The organism is Paenibacillus soyae (assembly GCF_024623455.1).
Lineage (GTDB): Bacteria > Bacillota > Bacilli > Paenibacillales > Paenibacillaceae > Pristimantibacillus > Pristimantibacillus soyae.
The window spans coordinates 1-24,967 of sequence record NZ_JANIPJ010000016.1; the positions used below are offsets into that span (position 1 = coordinate 1).

Genomic DNA, 24,967 nt, shown 5'->3' on the forward strand with positions numbered 1-24,967 from the left:
GATCGCCTTCCACCTGGAAAGGAAGGCGAAGGAGGGCTAGACCAGCCCCTAACCCTCCTCAATTACGTGCGAAAACTAAAGAGAAACCCGAGCATCTTTAAAAAGATGCGGGTTTCTCGACATTCTGTGCGTCCTTTGGACGCTTTTTTTCTTGGCTCGCGGCGGGACGAGAGATAGAGCCTTACTCCGATAAGTTATAATGGGTGTAATGGAGAATGGAACAAGAGAAACATCGGCAGAAGGGAATGGGTCATGATGATTTACGTATGCAGAATCGAGCTTGACGAAATCACTCCGAAGATTTGGCGGGAGTTCCGGTTCCATCCGGAATTGACGTTTCACCAGCTGCATCATTTGATCCAAGAGGTCATGGGGTGGGGCGATTATCATTTGTACGAGTTTCAGGTGAACAAGAAGTCGATCGGCGTGCCGGATCCGGAAATGCAGCCATTCGAGAGGGGAACGAGCAAGGAGCTCGACGCGCGCAAAGAAATCGTTCAGAAGCATGTCAGCATGGAGGGAGCAAATTTTTCATACCTCTATGATTTCGGCGACGGTTGGGAGCACACGATTACGCTGAAAAGCATCGACATGGAGCAATCGGATCCTGTGCCCGTGTGCCTGGATGGCGCGCGAGCTTGCCCGCCTGAAGATGTGGGAGGAGTGTGGGGCTATCAGCATTTGCTGGAGGTGCTCGGCACGCCCGACCATCCGGAGCGCGAGGAAATGCTGGAATGGGCCGGGGAGGAGTTCGACCCGGAGCACTTCTCCGTTCAGGATACGAATGTCCTGCTCCGGCAGATGAAGGACAAGCTGATTCCCAAGCCTGCTAAGGGTGGAGCCGGGAGCAAGAAGATTACGGGTGACACGGCCGGCAAGCCCGCGAAGCTGACGAAAACCGCGCTGAACAAACATTTGAAGCAGCTAAGCAACGAGCAGCTGATCGGGCTGGTCAAGGATTGTTTTGGCGTGAGCAAAGACATGGAGAAGTTTCTGTCCGTCCGAATACTCGGCGAAGAGGCCGCGGAGTCGCTGTTCGAGGAATACCGCAAGAAGGTTGAAAATGAATTTTTCCCGGATCGCGGACAGCCAAAGCTGCGTCTACAGGAAGCTAAGAAGGCGATAGCGGAGTTCGAGAAGTTGACGGGCAGCATGAAGCATGTGTTCGAGCTGAAGCTGATCTACGTCGAGTCGGGCGTCGACTTCACGGTAACCTACGGCGATATCGACGAGCGGTTCTATCGCAGCATGGTGTCCGTGTACGCCGATGTCATCGGCATGGCGAACGAGGATCCGATGGGTGAATTATTGGAAGAGTATGGGGATCGATTGCAGAAGATCGTCACGGATACGGAGGGTATTGGCTGGGGTTTTCAAGATGCTCTGGTCGAACTTCATGCGGAGCTGGATCGGGATTAGAGGTGACGATTAGTGAGCGGCGGAAAGAAGAAAAAGAAAGGTCCGAGAATAGAGGCTGCCTTTCCGATGGAGCAGGACGAGCATTTTTATTTTATTGCGGGGTATACCGAAGGCGGTTTTCCGAATGGCATCACTTGGGAAGAGCATGAAGCGGAACAGAATGGACAATTGGATGGACAAACTTTGCAAGGGGAAGTGCGAATGATTCCATTGAAAATAACCGAACGCCAGCTTCAGGAGCTGGTCGAAGCTTACGACATGAACGTCGATGGAATCGAGCATTACCTGAATGTTGAAACGGGTGATGTCGAGATTCTGAATACGTTAGACATGGATGAGGAAGATGAGCGATTAAGCTGGAGAATCGAAGAGCAGCTTGACGAAGTTTACTACCAGGTGCCTCATAAGGAATCGTACGAGGGATATGAGGACATGAGCAAATTCGCGGATACGGTGGACGACGAGAAATTAAGAGAAAAATTGTATCACATTTTAAATGGCGGCAAAAAAGTGTTTCGGCGATATAAAGATGCGTTGTCCTCGGACGCTACGGCAGTGAAACGCTATTATAAGTTTGTGGAAGAGCGAGATCGCGAACGGATTCTGGAATGGCTGAGAGCAGAGTCTATAGAAGCAATGATAGAACGACCGGAGTAGCTCTGGTCGTTTTCTTTGTATATGAGTATTTATTAACGAGTTGGTCATGCACACATAGGCCGTTGCCCACATACAATGTACAACTGACGTTCTTGCGAGCACGGACGAAGGCTTGCTATTCCGGGCCGGTTGTCCTGCCAATACAGCATGGGGGGTACGGAGCATGGGATTTTTTACGGCTGTCGCTTTGTTCATTAAGCAGCTCACGCTGCTCGTGTCGTATGTGAAAAATAACGCGTTTCCTCAACCGCTGAAGGAAGACGAGGAAGCCAAGCATCTTGCGCTTATGGCGGAGGGAAATGCTCACTCGCGCAATTTGCTCATCGAGCACAACCTGCGTCTCGTGGCGCATATCGTCAAAAAATTCGATAACACGGGTGAGGATTTAGAGGATTTGATCTCGATCGGCACGATTGGATTAATCAAAGCGATCGAAAGCTTCCAAACGGGAAAAGGCACGAAGCTCGCAACATTCGCCGCCCGTTGTATCGAAAACGAAATACTTATGCATCTTCGCAGCTTGAAGAAGACGCGCAAGGACGTATCCTTGCACGATCCGATCGGCACGGACAAAGAGGGGAACGAGATCACGCTGATCGACATCCTCGGGACGGAGTCCGATGACGTTGCGGACAAAGTGCAGCTCAAGATCGAGAAGAGCAAGATTTATAAGAACCTAGACATATTGGATGACCGGGAGAAGGAAGTCGTCATTGGCCGCTTCGGACTGGTGCATGGCGGGGATGAGCGGACGCAGCGGGAGATCGCGAAGGAGCTGGGGATCTCGCGGAGTTATGTGAGTAGGATTGAGAAACGGGCGTTGATGAAGCTGTATCATGAGTTTTATAAGGCTAAGAAGTGAAAATATAGCCTTGATGAGAAGCCGGCGATGCCGGCTTTTTCTGTCTGCATGCATAATCGCTGCTATGGTATAATTCGAATATATGCTTTGCACTGGAGGCTGAGGTTGATATGAATCGCACACAAGACCTAGGTAAGTTAATTAAACTGACAGGAGACCGTGCAAAATTAGACGCAAAAGCAAATGACACCTACATCGTTTATAAAACCAGGGAAGGTACAATTGTAAAAGAATACAGCAATGGCGATATAGTTCGAATGAACGATCAGGATTTCCAACATGAATGATCCCTTGGCTACCATGTTTGTGTTTGCAGGAAATAATGGCAGCGGAAAGAGTACGATTCGAAACCTTATAATTGATAAACTAGGTGTGAGCGTAAATATTGATCCTGATGCGTTAGCGCGAGGTATTGATATTGAAAGACAACACTTGCAGGCGGCAATGTAATCCGTCAAATGCGTGAGGCGAAAGCGAATGGTTTTGAAATCATTATGTTCTACGTAGGTCTTGGTGATGTTCGTCTTAACATTGAGCGTGTGGCTGCGCGTGTTCGAAATGGTGGACATCATATTGAAACAGCAGATATACTACGTCGACAACAAACTTCTATGAACAATTTACTTAACCATTTGGTACTCATTAATCATTTGATTATTATTGATAATAGTGGTGCTGGTGGAGAAATTGTGATGGAAGCGGATTGGACGCAAGTAAAGCAGTACACGCCAGAATTGCCGGATTGGGTGGAAATGATTGAGCGAGCGCTCGTAGAGCGAAATAACTTAGAGGATTAGACCGATTAAGTCTTTTGACTGTAATCGGTTATTTTTTTACATCGGGTTGTGTCCACAACGTCAAAAAGTTCGATAACACGGGTGAGGATTTAGAGGATTTAATCTCGATCGGCACCATCGGCCTGATCAAAGCGATCGAAAGCTTCCAAACGGGCAAAGGCACAAAACTCGCGACCTTCGCGGCCCGTTGTATCGAAAACGAAATACTTATGCATCTTCGCAGCTTGAAGAAGACGCGCAAGGACGTATCCTTGCACGACCCGATCGGCACGGACAAAGAGGGGAACGAAATCACGCTGATTGACATCCTCGGCACGGAGTCCGATGACGTGGCTAAGCTTATGCTTCCGAAGTAAGTTTTCTGCGAAAACTTTGCAAGTGCAGCTCAAGATCGAGAAGAGCAAGATTTATAAGAATTTGGACATATTGGACGACCGGGAGAAGGAAGTTGTTATTGGAAGGTTCGGGCTGGTGCATGGCGGGGATGAGCGGACGCAGCGGGAGATTGCGAAGGAGCTGGGGATCTCGCGGAGTTATGTGAGTCGGATTGAGAAGCGGGCGCTTATGAAGCTGTATCATGAGTTTTATAAGGCGAAGAAATAGTTTTAAAAAATAATGAATGGATCATGAAATTGGATCCCTACCAGGAGGCGGTTCATCCTTTTCATGGTGGGGATTCACTATCTTATTTCCTACGGGTGAATGTTCAATACCGTTCCGATCCTCGGCGCGGGAGGCAACATTACGGAAACATAAAGCTAGATTGAGTCGTGGGGAGAAAGCAAAAGCGCTATCGCTATCACGCGTTATGCGAGCGTGAGAGCCATTTGTTTATATGTAATAATAATAGGACAAGGCGCGGAATAGTGACTATTCCGGCGCCTTTTCTTGGTGATTAGAAGAATGGCGCAATTACCTATCGTGCCCTTATTGAAGGCTTGCTATGCTAGGAATGATTCCTGATGAATCCACTACTGATGCAGAGGAGGAGATATTGGTCATGAAACGTCTTAAAATATCCGGTATGAATCTCGTCGACGAAAAGGGAAATCAAGTCTTACTGAACGGTCTTTGTTTCATATGCAGGGATAAAGATAAGGGGTACTTGGAGCCGAATATCGAAAGCAAGCTGGCGTTCTATGCCAAGCGGGGATTTAATGTAATTCGCTTAGGTATTTTTTGGGATGGTGTCGAACCGGAGCCTGGAAAGTATGATGATGATTACTTAAATCGGGTAGCGGAAGTCGTACGGTTCGCCGAGCAAGTAGGTCTATACGTTTTCCTTGACATGCATCAGGATTTGTTCTCGGCCAAGTTTATTGACGGAGCACCGGAGTGGGCGACATTGGACGATGGATTGGATCATCCGGAGGAGCTGACAATCTGGTATGAGGCTTATCTCAGCAGTCCGGCCGTTATTCGTGCCGCGGATCATTTCTGGGGGAATCATCCAGCGGTCGACGGAGTCGGACTGCTTGATCATTATGAAGCGATGTGGGAGCATATCGCCAGCCGATTCCATGGGTATTCTAACATCATCGGGTTCGAGCCGATGAACGAGCCTTACATTGGAAGCCTTGCGCCGAAAGCTTTCGGAGAGGCATTTGGGGCGATTATGCAGAACAATCCTTCTTTTGATCCGAATTCGCCTCAATCCGCGACTCCATCGGAACGCGAGTTAATGATGGGCATCCTTACCGAGCATTTCGTAACGTTTGATAAGGAAATATTGATGCCGTTCTATAATCGTATGCTAAGGGCGATTCGCAAGGTAGGTAATATTCCAATCGTCACCGGCAGCAACATATACGGGACGGCCGTCAAAACGGGTATTGAAAAGGTTAGAGACTCAAATGGCGTCGTTGACACCCAGCAGATCTTTGCGCCGCACGGCTATGATACGGTGGTCGATACCGATCGTTACGATGAATATAACAAGGAACACGTGACGGAGATTTTCGCCCAGAAGCGATTATCCCAATTGGAGCTGCAGCTTCCGGTTATCGTCGGAGAATGGGGGAATTTCCCAAGCGGAGCCTTTACCAAAAGTTTAATCGAGCATATGACAGAAATTTTGGAGCAATATCATTGGTCCAGCACTTATCATCAGTATGTTGCGGGAATGGAAGGCGACGAGAATTATAGCAGCTTGGAACGAGGATACCCCGTATATATTGCAGGACGCTTGATCGCCTATCGATACGACTATGAGCAAAAACGGCTAACGGTGACATGGAATGCCGTTAAAGATGGAAAATCGAAATTGTACTTACCGGATTTACGGAGCATGAACAACTGGAGTGTTTCGCATGAAGCGGAAATCGAACTTGAACCGATTGAGGGAGAGATTGGAGGTTACGTATCGGTTAGCGCGCGAGAAGAAGGCGTTCTGGAGGCTGTAATCGGCTGAACAACGCAGTTAGATATACGATAAGAGCTGCAGAGCTGTCGCATTTATGCGGCAGCTCTCCGTGGTTTTTATAGCGGTCATGACTTGTTCCGATATTCCTGAGGCGTGCTCCCATAATGTTTCTTAAAGATCTTTATGAAATGAGGAGCCGCAAGGAACCCGAGCTCGGAGCTGATCTCGGCAATTTTCATATCCGTGTTTCGAAGCAGATACGCCGCGCGTTCCATCCGAATCCGATAGAGAAGATCACCAATGGTTTCGCCCGTGGCGCTCTTGTATACTTTGGACAGATAGACTGGATGCAATCCTACGTGATCGGCGACGGTCTGCAGCGAGATGCCTTCGGCCAGATGTCCCTGAATATAGGTTCTGACCTTGGACGCGATCTGTTGGTGCGAATCCTCCAATTGATTCGACGCTTTCACCTTAAGCGACGCAATGATTTTGTCCGCCCATTCGAAAATGCGCTGTCTGGACAGCTGGCTTTTCTTGCGCAGAAGCAAATCGAATTCTTCCCCGAGGGTCTCCTCGATCGGCAGCCCTTCGGAAGCCATGATGGTCGTGAACGAAGAGGAGAGGTAGAGAAATACGGCGAGCAGATGATCGCGGGAGGGCTCGCTGGACGGGTCGTCCAGCGCCAGCATCCTGCTGATCTTGACGGACGCTTCGTCCCAGCTTCCCGACTGCAGCAGTACCGGAAGCAGCGGCGGCTCATACAATTGGATGACTTTTGAATCTTCGGATTGGACCGAATTGCCTTCAACCGTGATGAAATAGCTTTTATTTTTCCCGACGTTTCGATTGATCGCGGCTACGGAGGCTTGATAAGAATCCGCCACTTTGGAAGGGAAAGTGCCGATTTTGCTCAAACAAACGGATAACGAGCCTTTTAAATATTTGTGTACGTGATTCTGAAGCTTTATCGCGTAGGAATCCGCCCGGACAAGCCCATCGGCAGCTCCGCTCTTGATCAGAAAGACCAAGTAGCCTTGCTCGGTGACGCCATGCCACAGCTCGAACAGCTCTTCGAACACTTCCTCGGCAATGTTGCTGACGGCGTATTCAAGCAAGGAGAGGGAGTGCAAGTCGTATCCGGAGAAATCCTCTTCCAGCCGAACGACCATCATCAGGTACGGGTCGCCTAATCGGAAGGAAACGTCAATCATGTCGAGCCGCTCCTCCAGCCATTTCGGTTCTATCGGCTTGTTCTGAAGCAAATCGCTCAGCAGTTGGTTCCTCAGCAGCGGCATATTGGCATGGAGCGTATGTTTGATCCGTTGATAGGAGCTGATCTCCGCCCATTCTTCTTCGATATCGACAATCGCTTTGCGCACCGCGTCTATTAACTCCCCAATGTCCACGGGCTTAAGAAGATAACCAAGCGTCTGGTATCGAATCGCCTTCTGAGCGTATTCGAATTCATCGTGCCCGGACAAAATGATACTGCGGACTTTGCTTGACAGACTGCGCATATGTCCGATAAGCTCGAGTCCATCCATCTCCGGCATCCGTATATCGGTAATCATGACATCGATCGGCACTTTCTCCGCAATTTGCAGCGCTTCCTCGGCCGAGTAGGCAAGATGGACTTCCTCAATGCCATGCTCTTCCCAGGGGATCGTTAGCGCTAAGCTTTCGACAACCGACGCTTCATCATCCACGATTAATAAATGATACATAAAAAGAATCCTCCTAATCGATGCTTCTTGGCCAATATAGCTGGATGCGAAGACCGCCGAGTTCGCTTGAACCAATCTCCATCCCGGCCGGCTGCTCGAAATAAATGCTCATACGCTGGCGTATATTCCACAAGGCGCAGCCCATTGACTCGTCAAGCGGCTGTTCGATTCGCCCCAGCAATTCTAAAATTTCAGTCTCCGTCATGCCTTTCCCGTCATCTTCTACGATAATCCGGAACCTTGCGCTCTCCTCTACGCCGGTAATGCGTATGCAGGATGCCTGCCGTTTCTGTTCAATCCCGTGAATAACTCCATTCTCTGCCAGGGGTTGAATGAGAAGCTTCGGGACGGGCAACTGCTTCATGGAATCAGGGACGTTGATTTCGTAACGAAGCCGATTCATTCTTAAACATTGGATTTTCAAATAATTTTCCACAACGCCAAGCTCTTTCTCCAGCGTCGTCACGGGCTCGTCCAATCTCGTGGTGTACCGGAAGTACTCCGCCAGATTTTTGGTCATGGCCGTTACGGCTTCTTCGTTGCCCAAGCGGGTCATGTTGTCGATGAAGAACAAGCAGTTATAGAGGAAATGCGGGTTGATCTGCGCCTGCAGCTGCTTGACCATAGCTTCCCGCGAAACGATTTTCTCCTTGTACACCTTATCGATCAAATCCCCGATCTGTTCGGCCATATCGTTGAAGCTTTCATATAAAATATCGAATTCGTTCCGGCTCGCTTTATGAATGCGAACCGAGAAGTCGCCGTGTTTGAGCAGCCGAACGCCTTTAAGCAGTGCCACGATCGGCACTTGTACTTTCCGGTAGAGAAAAAGCAGGGTGGCGACTCCTCCGAGAAAAATCATCACGCAGCCGATATAGAAAAAGACTTGCGTTCTTTTGATCGGCTGCAAGGCTTGATCCAGCGGGACGCAGTCGATCATATACCAGCCTAACGACTCGGCCTTCATGAACGTCGCCATATAATCGGTGCCGCCGAACGCTATCGTTTCCGTTCCTTCGGTTCTCTCTTCCAGGATTGGAATAAGAGCTTTGATGATTTTGTCCTTTTCCTTTATTTCTTGCGCCGCGGTCGAGATGACAGGTTGGTCCGGATGATAAAAAAAAGAATAGTTGCCGTCGATATTGGAGCCTTCAAGCAGGCCTTGCAAGTTGCTCTTCGGGAACGCAACCCGAATCGTATAGCCGTTCAAGCTTCGATCGTAGACAAACCGCTCGCCCGTGGAGTCGAGCTCCCATTGAGCATCGCTCCCTCCTCCAGGAAGAGAGTCCTGAATCTTTGTCGTCCCGATCCACTTCCCCATCAGCTCGGAGTAGATGGAGATCTTATTGTCCCATCCTCTCGAGAAGCTTTGCAGCCCTATTTTATCAGCTAGGTCAAGCTGCAGCTGGACCTGATCATAGGTGTCCATCAGATGAACGGATGAGAGTAAACCGACCTTGGAGTCGGTCTCCAGCGTCATGGCGAGCATGCTGAGCTGTTCGACATTGTGGTCCAGATTATTAATTAAGTATCGGATACGGTTCAAATTGTTCATCTGAATATCTTCCCGGACAGTTGCCAGGCTGGTGTTGACCGTATATGCGTACATAGTCATAACGGTCAGGATTGAAATCAGCGTAACCAATAACATGCCGATGAAGGTGCGATATTGTTTGTACATGGCGGTTAGTCCTTTGCGGTGTATTGTCTTCTCATTGTAGGTGTCACGAACTCCATTTACAACGAGCGAAAGCGCCAAATCACTGAAATCTTAAGATTGCGATATTCAAGTTTGGATTCCGTTATTTCGGACCGGTATTCCTAGGACGTACAATTAGCTCAAGAAAACGATACCAAGTAGGAGGCCCATATGCAGACTGCCATTCAACAAGAAACGCTGAAGAAGAAGAGGGAGAAGATCGTACGAAGAGGGGACAGCTGGCACTTGTACCTCATGATCCTTCCTGCCATTGCGCTGACTCTACTATTTGTCTATGTGCCGATGGGCGGCATTGTCATGGCGTTTCAGGAATACAAACCTTACCTCGGCATCACCGGTTCCAAATGGGTTGGACTGGATCAGTTCGAGTTCCTGTTCGAATATCCCGACAGCTCCCAAGTGATATGGAACACGCTTCGCATTGCCGTACTCAAGCTTTTTTTCGGAACGATCGCTACTCTAACGTTTGCCTTGCTCATTAACGAAGTGCGCAAGAAGTGGATTCGCAATTCGGTTCAGACCTTTGTCTTCCTCCCCCATTTTTTGTCGTGGGTCGTACTTGGCGGCATCTTCATCGAACTGCTTGATCCGAAGCACGGACTCGTGAATCAACTGCTAGGTGTACTGGGTATGGAATCGATCTTCTTCTTGGGGGATAACAATTGGTTTCTCGCAACGGTTGTCGGCACGGAAGTATGGAAGGAATTCGGTTATGGCTCGATTATATTCCTGGCGGCTCTGGCGGGAATTAATCCAGCGCTCTATGAAGCAGCCCAGCTGGACGGCGCCAACAAATGGAAGCAAATATGGCATATTACATTGCCGGCGCTGGTCCCTACGATCGTCGTTTGTCTCACTTTGTCGCTCAGTCAGGTGCTGAATGCGGGCTTCGATCAAATCTTCAATCTCTACAATCCTCTCGTCTATGCGAAAGGAGACATCATCGACACGTTCGTTTATCGCATTGGCTTAATCGGGGGGAATTACAGCTTCGGCACCGCTATCGGATTGTTTAAGTCGGTTGTTGGTCTAATCCTCATCGTAGGCGGATACCGGCTTGCCTATAAAGTCGCCGGATACAAAATATTCTAAGGAGCGAACAGCATGCAGCCCATACCCGCTTCGGAACGTTGGTTCCACATCATTAACAATGTGTTTATGCTATTTCTGGCGGCGATTTGCGTCCTGCCGCTTATCCATGTTGTGTCGATTTCGCTAAGCTCGAGTCCGGCCATTGCTTCCAACAGCGTGACGTTCTGGCCGATCGGACTTAATTTCTACTCTTACGAGAAGGCGCTGGAGGACGATCAACTCATCCGATCCGTTTGGATATCCGTGCAGCGAACCTCATTGAGCTTGGGGCTGGGGCTTCTTGTCAATTGTCTGGCCGCCTACGTCCTGTCCAAGGGAGGCGGAAGAGACGGAATTGCGGGCTATAAAGGGATCGTAGGGTTCTTTATCGTAGCGATGCTTTTTAACGGAGGGATGATTCCAACTTACTTGCTCGTTACGAAGCTTGGTCTGTACAATTCGATATGGGCTCTCGTTCTGCCTAGCGTCGTAAACGTCTTTTATTTAATCTTAATCATGAACTTCTTCAAGGCACTGCCGAAAGAGCTGGAGGAGGCGGCGTTCATGGACGGAGCGAATCATTGGCAGGTGTTCTATCGCTTGTTCCTGCCGCTTTCGCTTCCCGTATTGGCCACTGTAGGGTTATTCCTTGTGGTGATGGAATGGAACGAATGGCTGATGGGCCAAATCTATATGAAGGCGGACAATGTACCGCTAAGCACGTTCCTTAAATCGATTATAGCCGTACCTGTCATTGATGCTTCCAATGCAGCCGATGCGGCAAAATTGAACAACAGGTCGATCAGTTCTGCCCAAATCTTGATCGGAGCGCTGCCGATCTTGCTTATGTACCCTGTTTTACAACGTTTTTTCACGAAAGGAATTGTCATAGGCGCCGTGAAAGAATAAGAAGCAGGTCGTTATCTAAAGTTAAGATTGCGCTATTCAAAGTTTAAGATGCGCTATATCGGTGATTTGTATGCGCTTTTATACTGAACATGTAAGAGAACAGGCATGACTAACAGGAGGGGTTCGATATGGGGAAAAAGAGAAGGTTGTTTACCGCATCGCTTGCCACGGTAGTCTTATTGACTTCGCTGGCGGCTTGCAGCAGCGGGAACGGTAACAACAAAGGAAATGATGCCGGCACTGGCGAAGCAACCGAATCCAAGCTTAACATCGTGAACGGCAAGATCGAACCGCCGGTAACGATTACGTTGGTACGGGGCGAAGATCCTACCGCTACCTTCAAAAACGGGGAGACCTACGAGGACAACGTGCACACTCGCTGGGCGGAGGAGACGCTTGGCGTGAAGCTCGAAACTTTGTGGTCGTCGCCTTCGGCGGATACTTCTTATGACACGAAGCTGAAGCTTATGTTGTCTTCCGGCGAAGAATTGCCTGATCTGTTCGTATCGACGCAGTCCAACACGACGAATATGTTTATCGAATCCGGCAAGCTGCTGGACGTAGAAGAAGCTTTCGAGAAATATGCTTCCGATACATGGAAGGCGGCGATGGCCGAAGTGCCGGAAGCATGGCATCCGTTCATGATGGACGGCAAAAAATTCGCGATCCCGATCCTGCGCCCTACGATGGGCACGCAATCCCCATTATGGATCAGACAGGATTGGTTGGACAAGCTGAACCTGAAAGCGCCTACGAACCTGGAAGAATTGGAAGCGGTCATGGATGCATTCGCGAACCAGGATCCCGACGGAAACGGAGAGAAGGATACCATTGCCCTTGAATTCGGCATGAAGGATCAATTCATCGGATATCCGATTGGCGACGCTTCGTGGATCTTCGGATTGTTCGGAGCGATTCCGGATCGGTGGTACCCTGGAGAAGACGGAAAGCTTGAATTCGGATCCGTTCGGCCGGAGATTAAGACAGCCCTGGAGAAGATTAGTGAATGGAAAGAAAAGGGATATATCGCGGAAGATATCGCGCTTCACGACTTCAATAAAGTGACGGAGAACGTGGCGTCCGGCAAGGTCGGGATTCTAGGCGGCGAGCATTGGCTGATGGTGTATCCGGGCTCCCTGATGCTGGCGACCAATCCCACGGCGATGTATGCGCCGTATCCTCTTCCGCAAGGGCTTGACGGCAACAACATGAGAACGGTTGCAACTCCATATACGGGCGCTATTCTCATTAACAAGGATATTTCCGAAGAAGCGCTGCAGGCTTTCTTCCATTATCAGAATGCGTTGTATGAGTCGTATAACAGCGAAGATCCGTTCCTCTTCAAAGGCTTCCAAGAAGGCTATGATTACTTAACGAAGGACGGGGCTGTCATCTATGACCAAAATCAAATCCCAGGCGGCAAGACGGCAACCATGAAATATACGATTTCCGGGGCACAGACGGTTTATCAGTCGAAGCTGCTGGAGGCTTCCCTGAAGCGCGCCAAAGAAGAAGAGTTGACGAACCAAGAGCTCGCGGCATTCGCAACCTCGGGCATCGTGTCGATCGATAACAGTAATCCGTTAGAGGTCATCGGCAATAAGGCTTTACTTGTCATTTCTACTCAGTCTGAGTTCGATGTTCCTGAATATTTCCAAGGTCCCGCGACGTCTACGATGACTTCCCGGAACGAACTGCTGAAGAAGATGCAGATGGATACGTTCACCGAAATCATCTACGGCAAGCAGAGCGCAGATGCCTTCGATTCCTTCGTGAAAAAATGGAAATCGTCCGGCGGCGACGACATTACGACAGAAGTGAACGAATGGTACGATTCCGTTAAATAATAAGGGATTGGACGAAGCGGCCTCGGCGAGTACCGAAGCCGCTTTTGTCGTTCGCCTATGATTAGGAAATGGCGCGAATCCACATATCGATTACCTGTACGGTTTGTTATATTAATGGCAAATTCGCACATAGGATGGTGAGCTTTGAATATGTTCATGCGGGAGACATTCAAATCTCCGGAGAACCGGTATCGTCCCAAGATGAGATGGTGGCTGCCCGGGGCTTATATGGAGAATGATGAAATTAAACGGGAGATTGAATGGCTTGCCAACGCAGGTTACGGAGGCGCCGAAATCATTCATTTCTTCGGCATACCGACGGAAGACGTCGAGCCTGAGCAATATGTTCGATACGGATTCGGATCCGACGAGTGGAACGATCGGATGAAGGCTGCGCTGGAGACGGCCATTCCGCTCGGATTCCAGCTGGATTTCACGATTGGTCCGCTATGGCCGATCGCCACGCCAGCTATTATGGACAGAGAGGATGATCGTTGCGTTCATGGACTTCACTTTGGGACAAGGGCGATTATTGGAGCGTACCATGGTCAGATTCCGGGCGCCGAAACAATCGACGGAGAGCGCCCTCGCAAACTGGTTGCCGTTACGGCTGCCCGCCTGTACAACGGAGCGGCGACTATCGGCAAGGCGGCGACGCTCGACCTTGAATCGGCGATTGATTTGATGAAGGCAGGTTGTGTTGATATCTTGACTGAACGGATTGCCTGGTCACCTCCTGACGACGGGGAATGGTATCTATTTGCTTTCTGGAGCCAGACGAACGGTCAGATGAATGATTCCATTAGCGCTCCCGTCGTGGATCACTTCTCCAAGGATGCCGTGGATGCCATTACCGGCTACTGGGATGAACGCTTGCTCGGAGATCCATATTTGCGAATGTTGTACGAGAAGAATGCTGGCTGCCTATTCTGCGATTCGATCGAGCTGAATGCAACGATGCTTGGAGGCATGTATGGCGCGAAGCCGCTAGCGGTCTCGATTTGGACGCCTGAGCTTCTGCGTGAATTTCGAGAGCGGAGAGGTTATGATCTTACGCCATATTTGCCATCTATCTTCATCAAAGGTCTTTATCAATTAAGCGTACGGAATGCGGATGAAGACGCGGAGTTTGACTTTGAGGACCGATCGGCCAATCGGCGGATCCGCAACGATTTTCATCTCACTCTGACAGAGATGTTCCGCGATAATCACGTGCGAGTGCTGCGAGAATGGGCCAATCGTCACAACATGCGGCTTCGTTATCAAACGTACGGGTTACCGACGGAATTGACGAACGGTTTACTAGAAGTAGACATTCCCGAAACTGAATCTCTTGGCTTCAAAGACAGCACGGACGGATATCGCCTGCAATCGGGCGCGGTCCATATGAAGAATCTAGAAATGTATTCGATCGAAGTAGGAGCGGTAATGGGCTTCGGGTATAAGCAGACTTGGACGGGCAAGGAGTACGGGCTGCTGTGGCAGCTGCATCGGGGATTTGCGTCCGGAGTTAACCAGGCGGTATTGCACGGCATGTCCTACGAATCGACATCGGCTTCGGGGCATTTCCGGGATATGTTCAAATGGCCGGGCATGTCCTTAATGGGATCCATGTTCTCCAACGAGTGGGGAGCTCGCCAACCGATCTCCCGGCATTCGAGGGGGATCGCCGATTATATCGCACGCAATCAGTATGTGCTTCGAATGGGCAAGGCCAAGGTGGATCTGGCGATTTATCGTTATCATATCGATGGCATTCATCATGACATCCTAACCGAACCAACCGTATACGAGCAAGCGGGATACTCGTACGATTATGTAAGTCCCGCATTGCTAAATCTAGAGACGGCGAAAGTAGGGATGTTCGACGGTCAACCTGTTCTAGACGCAGACGGATCTGCTTACAAAACATTAATCGTAGATACGCGCGTTCATTCGGACGGTAGTTGGCGTTGGTCCCCTTACATGCCCCTCGATATAGCAGATCGGCTGTTGGAATACGCCAAGGAAGGACTTCCTATCGTTCTTGTAGGAGAAGGAGCCTCAGGGGTCTTATCCTATAACGGTGATTACAACGTCATGGAGAGGGAGGATGATGAGCTCAGGCAAAAGTTGGAGCGATTGCGCACAATGCCGAACGTTCGACATGTACCGAATCAAGAGGGCGTAGTCGAGGCGCTCCGTAAACTGTCCGTCTTACCGGCGGTCAGGACGCCCGCGAGCTCGCCTCTCATCGCCCTCCGCCGATATGACCAAGGGGACAATTATTATTATGTGTACAACTCGAGTCTCAAATCCGAGTTCCAAGGCGAAGTCGTTGTCGGCGGCAGAGGAAGGGCATACTTGCTGGACGCCTGGGATGGTTCGGTTTATCCTCTGGAAGCCGAGTCGGCGCCTGACGGCGAAGTCGCCATTCCTCTTCGGCTGGCGGCGAATGAATCGGCATTGGTTCTCGTTACCCCGCTTGACTTGGGCGAAAGCGAAGAGAAGCTCAAGATGACGCCGAGCGACAATCCGAACATCCTCCAGTTGGACAACTGGACGTTAACGGTCAATAGCTGGACGCCTGGTTCCGTTCCGTTCGAGACGCGGATCGAGAAGATCGAGCTTGAGCTTGGTGAGGGACTAAAGGATTGGACGGACATTCCACAGCTTGAAAATAAGTCTGGAATCGGATGCTACCGGACGTCGTTTGTGCTGTCCGAGTCCGAAGAACGCTTACCGGAGGCCATCCTGCAGATCGGACAATTAAGCGATACGTTCCGAATTCAGGTGAATGGAACTCCTCTTCACGCGGTTAACCAAATCGATCGTCGCGTTCGAATCGGGAAATGGCTGAAGACCGGCGTCAACCTAATCGAGATCGAGGTCGCGACGACATTAAATAATGCACTCCTTAAATTGGACCCTCATCGGAAGCCTGAGCCTCACGGCCTTGTCGGTCCAGTTCAGCTTCTATACTAGCAGAATTGAGGTCGGCTGAGCCGGCCTCTTTGTTTTCGAAACATTCTCTTCCCAAACCGCAAGTTAAGATCGGATTATTCTACCTTTAGATCGCGTTATATCTAGCGAAGGAGGGATTCGATAAACTTGAAGCATGACCATCATGGGGGGCAATTATATGGAGAGAGAATTATCGAATAAAGCGTTGGCCGGGGATGCAATGGGGCAGTTTTCCTTAAACATAGCAACGGGTTTGCTCGGTATCATTACGTATTATTATACAGACATTGTCGGCGTATCAGCCGGTCTAGTCGGCACGATCATGCTGCTGACGAAAGCGCTTGATGCATTCGCGGATATCGGCATGGGCGTCCTCGTCGATCGTACCCGATCGAGGCACGGACAAGCAAGGCCATGGCTCCTTTGGATGACAGTTCCTGTATTTGCTTCGATCTTACTGCTATTTTGCGTACCCGATATAAGTTCTTCGGCGAAAATCGCATATGCGGTAACGACCAATCTCGTATTTTTTGTTTTCGTTTACACGCCAATTTCCATTCCTTATCTAAGCCTAATGGCATTAACAACGAAGAGTCCGTTGGATCGATCCCTAATGGGGTTATATCGTGCGGGATTCGGCTATTTGGCGGGGATGGTCGTGGCAATCGGATTCGTTCCGATTGTCAACGCCATGGGCGGAGGCCGTTCGGAATGGACCTTGCTGGCTGCGGTGTTCGGTGCGATTGCTGCAGCGGGCATCTATACAGCATTCCGTTCAACGAAGGAGAGGTACAGTACGATTCAGATGAAGGAGTCCGGTGAGGTACAGAAGACGCTTCCGTTCCGTACGGGCATCAAGCTGTTATTCACGAATCGGTATTGGTTAATTGTAGTATCGGCGGGAATGCTCGCTAATATTCTTTTTGCAAGCTCCGCGACTAGCGGCATGTATTACGCCAAATATATCTGGGGCGATGTAAATCTGGTCAGCATTATGGGCGGAATTGGTTTGATTCCGGTTATCGTGGTATTCCTGTTATCTGGACCGGTCATGAAACGTGTAGGCAAAAGAAATACGGCAGTACTCGGACTGGGAATCGGCTTATTGGGGCTTCTGATTCGTCTAATCGATCCGCACAGCATCCCGATTGGTCTGGCAGGATCATTGATTCAAGCCTTCGGGATGATTCCGCTCATGATTGTTCTCTCCCCTATGACGGCAGACACGATCGAATACGGTGAGTGGAAGCATGGGCAACGAATTGTCGGTTTAACGAATAGCGTGAACGGCTTCGGAGGCAAGATCGGCACGGCGCTCGGCACGGCGTTGATCGGTTGGTTTCTGGCATGGGGTCATTACCAGGAAGGGGCTGCCTTACAGCCTGATTCGGCCAAACAAATGATTATTGCATTCAATATCTATGTCCCGATTGTTATTTATATAGGAATTGGAGTCTTGCTTATGTTCTTCTCGCTGGAAAAACAGTATACCAAGATTCTCGACGATCTCGAGAACAGGAAAGAACAAATCGGATAACGGCTCAAGGGGGGCTTGCAATGGAAGCTCAAAAAGATTTTTTGATTGTCGCTCTCATTCAGGATGGTCAAGGCCCATGCACGATTGGGTCCGCGAACATTCAGGCGGCTCGAGGAGAACTGTACGTCATTCCATTCAACGAGCCAGTTGCTCCATTCTTTAACGGAGTCGAAGGGGCTTCGGGACCGCGTGTCGTCCATTGCGCATTTCGTGCCGATGATTTGGGGATGGCCGCCCCGCTTCTTCCGATGAAATGGCGCATCGAAGAAGCTTATCTCGAAGAGATGCATGCGCTGCTCCGCGAGATAGCCGGAGCGGCGAATAAACCTTCGGCATCTTGCTCGGAAAACCGCTTGTCTGCTTGGACGCGTTTTATGGACTTTCTGTTATCCAGACCCGAACATGCCGAGCTGCAGACGTTCGAGCAGGACGAGACCCCGATCAGGCAAGCTCTCCATTTCATGGGCTATCGTTTTATGCACCCGATTTCCATAGCGGAGATTAGCAAGCGCGTAGCGATGAGTACCCGCCATTTCCAGCGTACGTTTAAATCCATTACGGGGAAAACGTATATTCAGATGCTGCAGGAGATCCGTATTCGTCATAGCTGCGGCCTGCTTCGATTTTCCCGCTTAAGCGTCCAATCGATCGCGGAGTCCGTCGGCATTTATGACATGAATTACTTTTACCGGTTATTCCGCAGCTATTGCGGCATGACGCCTGCTGCTTTCAGGCATCGCTATCAAGGGCTCGATGCCTGAGGATTGGCACGATAGCACATAGTATGGCGAGTCGGTATTTTGATATTTTTGAAATAAGCAGAATCATAACATTCGAGCAACGATCAGAAAGGAAGATCCCGATGAAAATCTCCCGTTTAAGAACAAATCGGATGGTGAGTCCGCTGGGCTTCACATTAGGTAAACCTCAATTGTCTTATGTCGTGTCGGAAACCGAAGCAAAGAAGCAGGCTGCCGCTCGTATTGAAGTCGCATTGGATGAAAGCTTCTCGAATATGGTGTTCGACAGCGGCAGAAGAGAAGATATCGACAGTCTTGCCTTCGAACTCCCGATCGAGCTTAAGCCGCGGACACGTTATTATTGGCGGGTGGAGGTATGGGCGGACAATGGCGATCATGGCCTAAGCGAAGTGACATGGTTCGAAACCGCAAAGCAGGACGAGCCTTGGACGGCGGAGTGGATCGTCCCCGAGCTTGACCGAGAGGTCCATCCGGTTTTAAGCCGAACGTTCGAGCTTTCCGATCCCATCCGGTCGGCGCGAGCTTATGTTTGCGGTTTAGGTTTATATGAGATGACGATAAACGGAGCCAAGGCCGGAGATGAATATTTCGCCCCTCACTTCAATGCCTATCAGAAGTGGCTTCAGTATCAGACCTACGATGTGACGGAACTATTGCTGGAAGGCGCGAACCAGGTGGAGGTGAGCCTCGGTAACGGTCTGTACAAAGGCCGGTTCGGGTTTAGCGGCCACACAGCGGAACTATACGGCAGCGAATTCGCGCTATTGTGCGAGATTGTCGTCGAATATGTTGACGGTTCTAGCGTCGTCATTCCATCCGATACGACGTGGTCCGCGAAAAGAAGTCGTGTCATGGGCGGCAACTTGTATGACGGGGAGACTTACGACGCCACCTTCGAATCGGCGGAAATATTCTCTGTACGCATCGGCGATCTCGGATACGAGCGTCTTATGGCTCGACTTAGCTTGCCGGTCATCATAAAGGAAGAGTTAAAGCCCGTTCAAGTGATACAAACTTCGGCAGGAGAGACGGTACTGGATATGGGACAGAACATGGTAGGGTGGATCCGCTTCCGAACGAATGCGCCAAGAGGTACAGTCATAAGGCTTCAACATGGCGAGGTGCTGCAGGATGGCAATTTCTATCGGGATAACTTGCGAACGGCGAAGGCGGAGTACGTGTACACGGCCGACGGCGGGGAGCGAGAGGTCCGTCCGTTCTTCACCTTCTACGGTTTCCGCTACGTCAAGGTCGAAGGCTGGCACGGCGAGCTGAATCCCGACGATTTCACGGGCTGCGTGCTCTATTCGGACTTGGAGGAGATCGGAAGCTTCGAGACTAGCGATCCGCTCGTCAACCGGCTATTCCAAAACGCTTTATGGGGACAGAAAGGCAACTTCCTGGACGTGCCGACGGACTGCCCGCAGCGCGACGAACGAATGGGCTGGACGGGCGATGCGCAAGTGTTCTCCGGAACGGCATGCTTCAATATGGATTCGTTCGCTTTCTTCCGCAAGTACGGATACGATATGGGACGAGAGCAGGAAGAACGAGGCGGAATGGTACCGATGGTCGTTCCCGCGACGAACGTACAGGGCGGCGGCTCCAGCGCTTGGGCGGACGCGGCGACCATCATTCCATGGAACGTGTACCTCCACTACGGCGACCGATCGATTCTGGAGCAGCAGTTCGGCAGCATGAAGGCATGGGTCGATTATATCATCAAGGCGGACCAGGAATCGGGCGGCCGGCGGCTCTGGACGACAGGCTTCCACTTCGGCGATTGGCTTGCTCTGGACGGCAGCAATTCGGATTCTCCGATGGGCGGCACGGACACGGAATTTATCGCATCGGCCTACTACCGTTACTCCGCTCAGTTGACGGCCAAAGCTGCCAGAGTATTAGGCCGGGCCGATCTGGCAGACTACTACGATCAGATCTCCGAGGAAGTGAAGTCGGCTATCGAGGACGAGTTTTTCAGCAAGAACGGCCGTTTGGCTCTGGATACGCAGACCGCATACGCCGTGGCCTTGTTCATGGATCTCGTGCCGGACGCTTACCGGCCGAGAGTAGTCGAAGCGCTGCGCAAGCGGCTCAAGCTTGACCGCAATCATCTGAAAACCGGGTTCGTCGGCACGCCTTATCTGAATCTGGTCCTGTCCGCCCAAGGCTGCAATGATCTTGCTTACACCTTGCTGCTGAACGACGATTATCCGAGCTGGCTCTATGCCGTCAAGCTGGGGGCCACGACGATCTGGGAACGCTGGAATTCCATCATGCCGGACGGATCGATTAGCAGTACGGGCATGAACTCGCTCAATCACTATGCTTACGGAGCCATAGCGGAATGGATGTACCGCGTTGTCGCGGGCATCAACCCTTCCGAGGAAGCTCCGGGCTTCCGCCGGGCGGAGCTGGCCCCGCAGCCCGATTTCCGCTTGAGGTCGGCCAAGGCCGGTGTGGAAACCGCGTCCGGCTTGTACAGGAGCGAATGGTCATTCGATGATGAGGGGAATCTCGCATTCCGGTTCGAAATTCCTTTCAACGCTACGGCAACCGTCCGATTGCCGCGGGCCGACGCGGCGGCGATCACGCTTAATGGCAATTCGATCGCGGCCAATGGTGTTTCGAGCCTTCAGATGGGAGAAGACTTCAGGCTGGAGCTAGACGCTGGCAGCTACGACATCCGATACACCCCGACGAGGAGCTATATCAAGCGCTTCAGTACGCATACTCCGCTTGTCGAGCTCTTATATAACGCACAGGCCCAAACGTTGATCGGCAGCTTGCTCCCGCATGGCATGGAGCTTAATCCGGATACGCTCGGCGCCTCGATCGGCGACGCGTCGCTGCGGGATTTAACCGCTTATTATCCGATGGAAGCGAGCATGCTCGACGAGCTGGACGCCAAGCTTGAAGCCATTCCGGTCTAACAAGATACGAGCGAGGAGTGAACTCGAATGCGGATATCGACTCTTGATCTAACCCATGCTGGCGTCACGCTGACCGCTTACGTGCTCGACGCGTCGAATGAAATGCCGAATGCTCGAACAAGACCAGCCGTTCTTATCTTCCCCGGCGGCGCCTACCGCGCATGCTCGGACCGGGAAGCGGAGCCGGTCGCCATGGCCTTCCTTGCCGAAGGCTACCATGCCTTCGTGCTCCGTTATTCGCTGAACGGGGATGCCCCTTTCCCAAAGCCGCTGAACGATGCGGAGGAAGCTCTCGATCTGATCCGCATGCGCAGCGAAGAATGGCATGTCGATCCCGGGAAGGTTGCCGTTTGCGGTTTCTCCGCGGGCGGCCATCTGGCCGCGGCGCTCGGAACGATGGGCAGAGTCCGCCCGAATGCCATGATACTTTGTTATCCATGCGTTGTTGCTTCGATGGGAGGCATACTTCCCGCTCCCATTCCCGGAGTAGACGAGGCCGTCAATTCGCTGACGCCGCCGGCCTATATTTTCCACACATATGAGGATACCCTTGTACCCGTCGGTAACGCTCTGGCCATGGCAGCCGCGATGGATCGGGAGAAACGGCCGTTCGAACTGCATATATTCCAGAACGGAGCGCACGGCTTGTCGCTGTCCAGACCGGTCACTTCAGGCGGCATGCGTTCTCTGTCGGATCCGGACGCGGCCAAGTGGTTCGGCTTATGCGTGGCCTGGCTGCGCAACCAATTCGGAGATTTTGCCGCCGATCGCGATTCCGTCCTGCTGAGCGAGACTGTCGCGGAATATAGCATCGATGTTCAATTGGGCGTCTTGTGGAAGAACGACGCATGCCGAAGGCTGGTGCTCGGGAAGCTGCCTATGTTGGAAGAAAGTCCTCAGTTGAAGGATGCGATGGGCGTTCCCCTTAGAACCATTATTGAATTCGGCGGCGGCTTATTAACAAGCGAAGATGTGCTCGATCTGGATCTCCAATTGAAGGAGATTCAAGTCATTTCATAACGTGTAACGGAGGATCATATGACCACAGAACGAATAAAAGCAATCCTTACTGCCATGACGCTGGAGGAGAAGGCAAGTCTTTGCTCGGGAGAAAGCTTCTGGACAACGAAAGCGATCGAGCGTCTGGGGATACCTTCGATCCTGTTGACCGACGGCCCGCATGGCTTGCGCAAGCAAGCCGGCGACGCTGACCACATGGGGCTGAACGAAAGCGTGCCGGCTACCTGCTTCCCGACCGCCGCGGGGATGGCCAGCTCCTGGGACCGAGAACTCTTGCGCAAGGTGGGGGAGGCGCTTGGCAAGGAAAGCCAGGCAGAGGGCGTAGGGATCCTGCTCGGACCCGGCGCTAATATTAAGCGTTCGCCGCTCTGCGGCCGGAACTTCGAATACTTCTCGGAGGATCCTTATTTAACAGGGGAGCTGGCGGCCGCGCATATCGAAGGCGTGCAAAGCCAAGGCGTCGGAACGTCGCTCAAACATTTCGCGGTCAACAATCAGGAGCATCGGCGGATGACGACGGATGCCGTGGTCGACGAACGTACGCTCCGGGAAATTTATTTGACCGGCTTCGAGATCGCAGTCAAGAAGTCGCAGCCATGGACCGTCATGTCGGCTTACAACCGATTGAACGGCACCTATTGCTCCGAGAACGAGACGCTTCTTACCGCCATTCTGAAAGAAGAATGGGGACATGAGGGCTTCGTTGTCTCGGACTGGGGCGCTGTGAACGAGGCCGCTGCAAGCGTGGCATCAGGAATGGAACTGGAGATGCCATCGAGCCATGGCATCGGCGAGCGTAAAATCATAGCGGCGGTAGAAAGCGGAGAGCTGTCCGCCCAGGCGCTCGATCGGGCGGTTGCGCGTCTTTTGAACGTCATATTCAAAGCCGTGGATAACCGGAAAGAGGGAGCCGTCTATGACAAGGATGCTCATCATCGGCTTGCCCGCGAAATCGCCCGGGAATCGATGGTGCTGCTTAAGAACGACGATCATCTCCTCCCGCTCAGCCCTTCGGGCAAGTTGGCGATAATCGGAGCGATGGCCGAGCAAGTCCGCTATCAAGGCGGCGGCAGCTCCCACATTAACCCGACGAGACTCGACAGTATCAGGGACGAGATCGGGAAGTCCGCGGGCGGCGCGGCGATCCTCTATTCGCAAGGCTACTTGCTGGAGAGCGATGCCGGCGACGAAGCACTGCTTAACGAGGCGAAGCGGACGGCGGCCGAGGCCGACACGGCGGTGTTGTTCGTCGGCTTGCCCGACCGATACGAATCGGAGGGCTACGATCGCACGCATTTGAACCTGCCTGCCAATCAGATCGAGCTTATCGAACAGATCGCTTCCGTTCAGCCGAATATCGTCGTTGTCCTGAGCAATGGCGCGCCTGTCGTCATGCCATGGCTGGGCAAAGCGAAGGCCGTGCTCGAGGCCTACTTGGGCGGTCAGGCGTTAGGCGGGGCGATCGCCGATCTATTGTTCGGCGAGGCGAACCCATCGGGCAAGCTGGCGGAGACGTTCCCGCAGAGTCTGAGGCACAGTCCGTCGCATCCGTTCTTCCCGGGCGAAGGCGACCGCACCGAATACCGCGAAGGGTTGTTCGTCGGCTACCGGTATTACGACGCGAAGGATATCGAGCCGTTGTTTCCGTTCGGTCATGGCCTCAGCTATACAACCTTCGAGTACTCTGCTCTTCAACTCGACCGAAGCGAGATGACCGACCGTGAGACCGCGCAGGCGAGCGTCACCGTGAAGAATACGGGGCAGCGCTTCGGCAAGGAAATCGTGCAGCTCTATATCAAGAGTCGGAACGGGAGCGTCATTAGGCCCGAGAAGGAGCTCAAAGGATTCGCGAAGGTCTCGCTGGAGCCAGGTGAAGAGAAAACCGTTCATTTCACTCTGGACAAACGAAGCTTCGCTTATTACGACGCGGCTCTGAAGGATTGGCATGCGGAGACGGGCGAATACGAGGTAGCCGTCGGAGGCTCGTCTCGCGAGATTATGCTAAGCGAGGTCGTGACGGTGCGATCCACGACGGACATCGTGCCAAGCTTTCATCGCAACACGACGCTGGGCGAGCTGATGGCGAATCCGAAGACGGCGCCGATTCTTGCCCAGCTGCAAGGCATGGCTCCCGAATCGGCGGCGCCATCGGATGCCGTCTCCGAAGAAATGATGGGCGCGATGATGAAATATATGCCGCTTAGGGCCTTGCTTGCGTTCTCCGGCGGACAGATGACGGAGGAGACGCTCGGCTACTTGCTCAATCAGTTCAATGAAGCCGTTCAGGGCGAAGGAGAACTTCGGAATCGAAGGGAGAGGAATGGAATGTTTAACGAAAACTCGAAATTAGGCGAGCTTCTGGCAGACTCGAAAGCCGCGGCCGTACTGGAGACGCATCTGCC

Annotated in this window: 15 protein-coding genes and 3 pseudogenes; 16 read left to right on the forward strand and 2 right to left on the reverse strand. The window is 51.7% G+C overall.

Annotation, left to right across the window (positions count from 1 at the left end; genetic code table 11):
- The first annotated feature begins 252 nt into the window (after nucleotides 1–252).
- From NQZ67_RS20445 to NQZ67_RS20475, 7 genes and pseudogenes are all read left to right on the forward strand, one after another.
- Entirely contained in the window at nucleotides 253–1,419 is a 1,167-nt protein-coding gene (locus NQZ67_RS20445; protein WP_257449541.1) for a DUF6155 family protein, read from the forward strand.
- 12 nt (nucleotides 1,420–1,431) lie between these two features.
- The gene (locus tag NQZ67_RS20450; RefSeq protein ID WP_257449543.1) at nucleotides 1,432–2,076 is read left to right on the forward strand and encodes a UPF0158 family protein; all 645 of its coding nucleotides are present in this window, start codon (nucleotides 1,432–1,434) and stop codon (nucleotides 2,074–2,076) included.
- A gap of 163 nt (nucleotides 2,077–2,239) precedes the next feature.
- On the forward strand, nucleotides 2,240–2,938 hold the full coding sequence (sigK, locus tag NQZ67_RS20455) for an RNA polymerase sporulation sigma factor SigK (protein ID WP_257449546.1): 699 nt from the start codon (nucleotides 2,240–2,242) through the stop codon (nucleotides 2,936–2,938).
- A gap of 110 nt (nucleotides 2,939–3,048) precedes the next feature.
- Complete coding sequence (locus NQZ67_RS20460) at nucleotides 3,049–3,225, forward strand: hypothetical protein (RefSeq protein WP_257449549.1); 177 nt, start codon at nucleotides 3,049–3,051, stop codon at nucleotides 3,223–3,225.
- Nucleotides 3,218–3,735: pseudogene (locus tag NQZ67_RS20465) on the forward strand (ATPase). Before NQZ67_RS20460 ends, NQZ67_RS20465 begins: the two are co-directional and overlap by 8 nt.
- 14 nt (nucleotides 3,736–3,749) lie before the next feature.
- Nucleotides 3,750–4,338 (forward strand): annotated as a pseudogene (gene sigK / locus NQZ67_RS20470) (RNA polymerase sporulation sigma factor SigK).
- Nucleotides 4,339–4,735: 397 nt separating this feature from the next.
- The gene (locus NQZ67_RS20475) at nucleotides 4,736–6,145 is read left to right on the forward strand and encodes a glycoside hydrolase family 5 protein (RefSeq protein WP_257449552.1); all 1,410 of its coding nucleotides are present in this window, start codon (nucleotides 4,736–4,738) and stop codon (nucleotides 6,143–6,145) included.
- 77 nt (nucleotides 6,146–6,222) lie between these two features.
- On the opposite strand, the gene NQZ67_RS20480 is transcribed toward NQZ67_RS20475, so the two are convergent.
- Together NQZ67_RS20480 and NQZ67_RS20485 are read right to left on the reverse strand one after the other, a co-directional pair.
- On the reverse strand, nucleotides 6,223–7,824 hold the full coding sequence (locus NQZ67_RS20480) for a response regulator (RefSeq protein WP_257449554.1): 1,602 nt from the start codon (nucleotides 7,822–7,824) through the stop codon (nucleotides 6,223–6,225).
- Nucleotides 7,825–7,837: 13 nt separating this feature from the next.
- Nucleotides 7,838–9,505, reverse strand: a complete 1,668-nt coding sequence (locus NQZ67_RS20485; protein WP_257449556.1) for a sensor histidine kinase — start codon at nucleotides 9,503–9,505, stop codon at nucleotides 7,838–7,840.
- 189 nt (nucleotides 9,506–9,694) lie between these two features.
- Here NQZ67_RS20485 and NQZ67_RS20490 point away from each other — a divergent pair, with 189 nt between their 5' ends.
- The 9 genes and pseudogenes from NQZ67_RS20490 to NQZ67_RS20530 all read left to right on the forward strand — a co-directional run.
- Nucleotides 9,695–10,636 (forward strand): ABC transporter permease, encoded by a 942-nt coding sequence (locus NQZ67_RS20490; protein WP_257449558.1) that lies wholly within the window; start codon nucleotides 9,695–9,697, stop codon nucleotides 10,634–10,636.
- Nucleotides 10,637–10,648: 12 nt separating this feature from the next.
- Nucleotides 10,649–11,524 (forward strand): carbohydrate ABC transporter permease, encoded by an 876-nt coding sequence (locus NQZ67_RS20495; protein ID WP_257449561.1) that lies wholly within the window; start codon nucleotides 10,649–10,651, stop codon nucleotides 11,522–11,524.
- Nucleotides 11,525–11,652: 128 nt separating this feature from the next.
- A complete protein-coding gene (locus NQZ67_RS20500; RefSeq protein WP_257449562.1) occupies nucleotides 11,653–13,371 on the forward strand; it encodes an extracellular solute-binding protein in 1,719 nt (572 codons plus the stop codon).
- A 150-nt stretch (nucleotides 13,372–13,521) separates the two neighbouring features.
- Nucleotides 13,522–16,335 (forward strand): glycosyl hydrolase, encoded by a 2,814-nt coding sequence (locus tag NQZ67_RS20505; RefSeq protein WP_257449770.1) that lies wholly within the window; start codon nucleotides 13,522–13,524, stop codon nucleotides 16,333–16,335.
- Nucleotides 16,336–16,492: 157 nt separating this feature from the next.
- Nucleotides 16,493–17,851 carry an MFS transporter gene (locus NQZ67_RS20510; RefSeq protein ID WP_257449563.1) on the forward strand — a complete coding sequence of 453 codons (1,359 nt, stop codon included), beginning with the start codon at nucleotides 16,493–16,495 and terminating at the stop codon, nucleotides 17,849–17,851.
- A 20-nt stretch (nucleotides 17,852–17,871) separates the two neighbouring features.
- Nucleotides 17,872–18,612 (forward strand): helix-turn-helix domain-containing protein, encoded by a 741-nt coding sequence (locus NQZ67_RS20515; RefSeq protein WP_257449565.1) that lies wholly within the window; start codon nucleotides 17,872–17,874, stop codon nucleotides 18,610–18,612.
- 101 nt (nucleotides 18,613–18,713) lie between these two features.
- On the forward strand, nucleotides 18,714–21,545 hold the full coding sequence (locus NQZ67_RS20520; protein WP_257449566.1) for an alpha-L-rhamnosidase: 2,832 nt from the start codon (nucleotides 18,714–18,716) through the stop codon (nucleotides 21,543–21,545).
- A 27-nt stretch (nucleotides 21,546–21,572) separates the two neighbouring features.
- The gene (locus NQZ67_RS20525; RefSeq protein WP_257449567.1) at nucleotides 21,573–22,565 is read left to right on the forward strand and encodes an alpha/beta hydrolase; all 993 of its coding nucleotides are present in this window, start codon (nucleotides 21,573–21,575) and stop codon (nucleotides 22,563–22,565) included.
- An 18-nt stretch (nucleotides 22,566–22,583) separates the two neighbouring features.
- Nucleotides 22,584–24,845, forward strand: a pseudogene (locus NQZ67_RS20530) (beta-glucosidase); the annotation flags it as partial.
- Between the last annotated feature and the right edge of the window lie 122 nt (nucleotides 24,846–24,967).